Source organism: Vibrio ordalii ATCC 33509, assembly GCA_000257205.1.
In the GTDB taxonomy this organism is placed as follows: domain Bacteria; phylum Pseudomonadota; class Gammaproteobacteria; order Enterobacterales; family Vibrionaceae; genus Vibrio; species Vibrio ordalii.
The window spans coordinates 1-3,815 of sequence record AEZC01000142.1 but is presented as its reverse complement, the minus strand read 5'-3'; the positions used below and the strand labels follow the sequence as shown (position 1 = coordinate 3,815).

Sequence of the window (3,815 nt, the reverse complement as noted above, 5' to 3'; positions counted from 1 at the left end):
AAAAATTGAGAGCAAATCTTAAATTTGCCTAATTTGTGTGTAGTTATATGCATTTATCCTAATGAAACGTGTTGCGAAGATAGCTCTATTTACTGAACAAGCTTTATCTGAAGCAAGCGCATTGCTGAGAATTCCTTCAGTGTGAGATTTCACACTGAATCATGTTTATTTCTTTTTTGAGGATTATTGTTGTGACACGAATTATCGTAGTCGGTGGTGGCGCGGGTGGTTTAGAGCTCGCGACTAAGCTTGGTCGCACTCTTGGCCGTAAAAATCGCGCAGCAATTACGTTAGTAGATCGTAAAGCAAGCCACTTATGGAAACCGTTATTGCATGAAGTGGCAACGGGTTCATTAGATGAAGGTGTTGATGCGCTAAGCTATCGCGCTCACGCAAAAAATCATCGTTTTGATTTCCAAATGGGTAGCCTTGCAGATATCGATCGTGAACGCAAAGTGATTGTTCTTAGTGAATTGCAAGATGAGCACGGTGAACTGTTAATGCCAAGCCGTGAATTGGAATATGACATTCTTGTTCTGGCCATTGGCTCAACATCTAATGATTTTAATACCCCAGGAGTTCGTGAGCATTGTATCTTCTTGGATAGCCCTGAACAGGCAAATCGTTTTCGTACTGAAATGAACAATGAGTTTCTAAAACTGCATGCGAAAAATGGTAACGGTACAGTTGATATTGCGATTGTTGGCGCAGGTGCAACGGGTGTTGAATTATCTGCAGAGCTACATAATGCAGTAAAAGAGCTGCGGACTTATGGTTTTGGCGATCTTGATTCAAGCAAACTGAATGTTAACCTTGTGGAAGCGGGTGAGCGGATTCTGCCCGCTCTTCCACCTCGTATTTCTAGTGCTGCGCACAGCGAATTAACGAAATTAGGTGTCAACGTTCGTACTGCGACTATGGTCACGCGAGCGGATAAGGATGGCCTAACAACTAAAGATGGCGAAAAGATTCCTGCTCATATTATGGTGTGGGCTGCTGGCATTAAAGCTCCGGATTTCATGAAAGAGATTGCTGGCTTGGAAACAAACCGCATTAATCAGTTAGTGGTTAGAAACACCTTACAAACCACAAGAGATGACGATATTTTTGTGATCGGTGATTTAGCGCAATGTACGCAAGCCGATGGTTCTTTTGTGCCACCTCGTGCACAAGCAGCGCACCAAATGGCAAGTCAAGCGTTTAAGAATATTGTCGCTAAGCTTAATGGGCGTGAACTCAAACCGTATATTTATAAAGATCACGGTTCGTTGGTTTCATTAAGTCGTTTTTCTACCGTTGGTAGCCTAATGGGTAATTTAACCAAAGGCTCGATGATGGTTGAAGGTCGTATTGCGCGCGTAGTGTACATTTCTTTGTATCGCATGCACCAAATGGCGTTGCACGGCATGTTCAAAACAGGGTTGATGATGTTAGTTGGCCGTATTAATCGTGTGTTGCGTCCAAACCTAAAGCTTCACTAATCTTCCCCGCGTACTGGCCATAAAAAAGCCTCGCCTTTGTTAAAAGGCGAGGCTTTTTGTTATAATCCCTAAACCACCGCCTTGGGCGGTGGTGGATGTTATATCAAATTCAAGTTATTTAATGGTACTTGAGCGATAGGTGTTATGTGTTAACCAACTAGGCTGAGCATTGGTTGGTACTGAGCCATCTTGGTTAATGTTTGAGAAATGGAATGAATGTTGGTTCCAAATTCTCGTTGCATTTCTCCATGGTTTATGAGCATCGGCTGATTCATAAACATAGACACCGTGGTTGATTGCGCTTTCTTTTGCATAATCATTTGCGACCACAATAAGCGATGCATTGTTGTTGCCTTCGAGATCAGCTACAACAGGGTATTCCCACAAGGTGTTCGATGAGTTAGCAATCGTTGCTAATACAGTACCAGTACGTCCATCAAGGATTCGAACTCTTAGGAAGTCCTGTGTGATAACTTCATCAATGCCATCACCATTGAAGTCATAAGCTGAGACACCGACCTTGCCACTATTCGAGTCATCATTTGCCACAGACCAGACTTTGTTACCTTGTGCATTGTACATGTCAACAGCATAGTAACCAGCGTATACGATGCCCATATTCTGTACGTTGTTGTTGATTTTTTCACCCACAATAAACTGTACAGCATTCACATGTTTTTTGAAGGTAAAGATAGGTTTTGGTTTACTCCACACATTTAAGCCTACCAGCTGGGTATTGCTTGGGACTGTGTATCGTTCAGTCGTTGCTTTGCTCTTCATGACAGGAACAGCATAAGGAATTGTTTTAGTTTTCCAAACCCACGCTAGGTAAGGAACTGTTTTGGTATGCCAGCCAAAGAACCAGTAAGAAACTTGTTTTGTTCTCCATTCCAATCCAAGGTATGAAACTTCTTTGTTTCGCCACTCTAACGCTGGGTATTTAAAGGCTGAGTCTTTTGAACCTAACGTTATTTTCGAACCATTATTGAGAGTGAATTCCATCTCGAGTACGCCATATGTCCACCACGTTTTATATTTGCCGTAGGTTACATCGATAGAGCGGACTTTGCTTGCATCAATAGTATGCAGTGAACCGCCTTGACCACCCACCATATTACTGGTTGTTGATCCAATAGCGTCAATCAGATCTCCTGAGCGGATTTTAAGTTGGTTGTCATCTGCTATTTTCACTGGGTGGCTGTGATGTAGATGGGTATATCCATAAACAGAGGACTTAGCTACTTCGTTGGTAGAGGTTGTTGCCTTACCAAGGAAGTTTGAAATAGCTTGTACACCGCCGCCTGGGTTTTCAAGGTTATTAACCTCCCACTTTACAGAGCCGTCATGCTCTAAAACTGCAAATACGCTGTTTTGTGTTGTTGCTTTAGTGGCTGGAACTGATACCACAATTTCTGGTTTATTGTCACTATCTAGGTTGGCAACGGAAGAAAACCAAACCGTATCATTCGCTTGATATTGCCAAGTAAATGAGCCATCGCTTTTATAAAGAGCGCCGTTTGAAAATACTTCTTGGATACCATCGCCATCGGCATCAAAACTGATTGATGATGGAGCCCATTCTAAACTAAATTGCAACCCAGTATCGTAATTATAAACACCATCGGCAGAAATGATCTCAATTGATCCGTCATTGTTTAAATCGGAGATCGAGATTGTACCGATAGACCGCCCACCTGAGACATGCTTTAAAATTTGCTTTTTAATATTCCCTTTATTATCTAGGATAGTAATGTAAGGGCTTGATGCACTAGTCGTAACAATATCAACAATACCATTGCCATCAAGGTCTGCAACTGCAGGAGAATAGCGAGCATCGGCTATAATGCCACCATTATCATATGACCAAAGCTCAGAGCCATCAATACCACTTAATGCCCTAACTAGCCCACCTTGCGTATATTTGTTATTTTCAAACGTCACAACAATGATATCAGCAATATCATTCTCGTCGATTTTGCCATCGCCATTATCATCATTTAGCTGCGCAATAACAGGAGCCACCATAACTTGGTTAGACTCAGGTTTAAATGAACTGCCTTGCCAAGACCATTTTAATTGGGTGTTTATCTCATTAGGGTTTGATGCGGTTGCAATACTGCTGACAGCAAGACTGCTTATTGACAGTAGCCCTACCGCGCATAACGAAAATTTAGAAGTCATCAGTTAACATCTCTCTCAGTATGTATGTTTATGTAAATTCGGATTTAAATTGATGTTGTTAACTAGTGTCATGTTTTACGGAAATTTTGCAGAAATTTGGATTGAATATTGCACAACACAAGTTAGGAGCGATTATCGTAAGCGCATCATAAA

Annotated in this window: 2 protein-coding genes; one reads left to right on the top strand and one right to left on the bottom strand. The window is 41.7% G+C overall.

The window, feature by feature from the left end; all coding sequences use genetic code 11:
* Window positions 1-191 precede the first annotated feature (191 nt).
* Complete coding sequence (locus VOR_RS0110330) at window positions 192-1,481, top strand: NAD(P)/FAD-dependent oxidoreductase (RefSeq protein ID WP_010319634.1); 1,290 nt, start codon at window positions 192-194, stop codon at window positions 1,479-1,481.
* A 114-nt stretch (window positions 1,482-1,595) separates the two neighbouring features.
* Here the strand turns inward: VOR_RS0110330 and VOR_RS0110325 are convergent, their stop codons facing one another.
* Window positions 1,596-3,662 carry a beta-prism lectin domain-containing protein gene (locus tag VOR_RS0110325; protein ID WP_010319633.1) on the bottom strand — a complete coding sequence of 689 codons (2,067 nt, stop codon included), beginning with the start codon at window positions 3,660-3,662 and terminating at the stop codon, window positions 1,596-1,598.
* Window positions 3,663-3,815 lie beyond the last annotated feature (153 nt).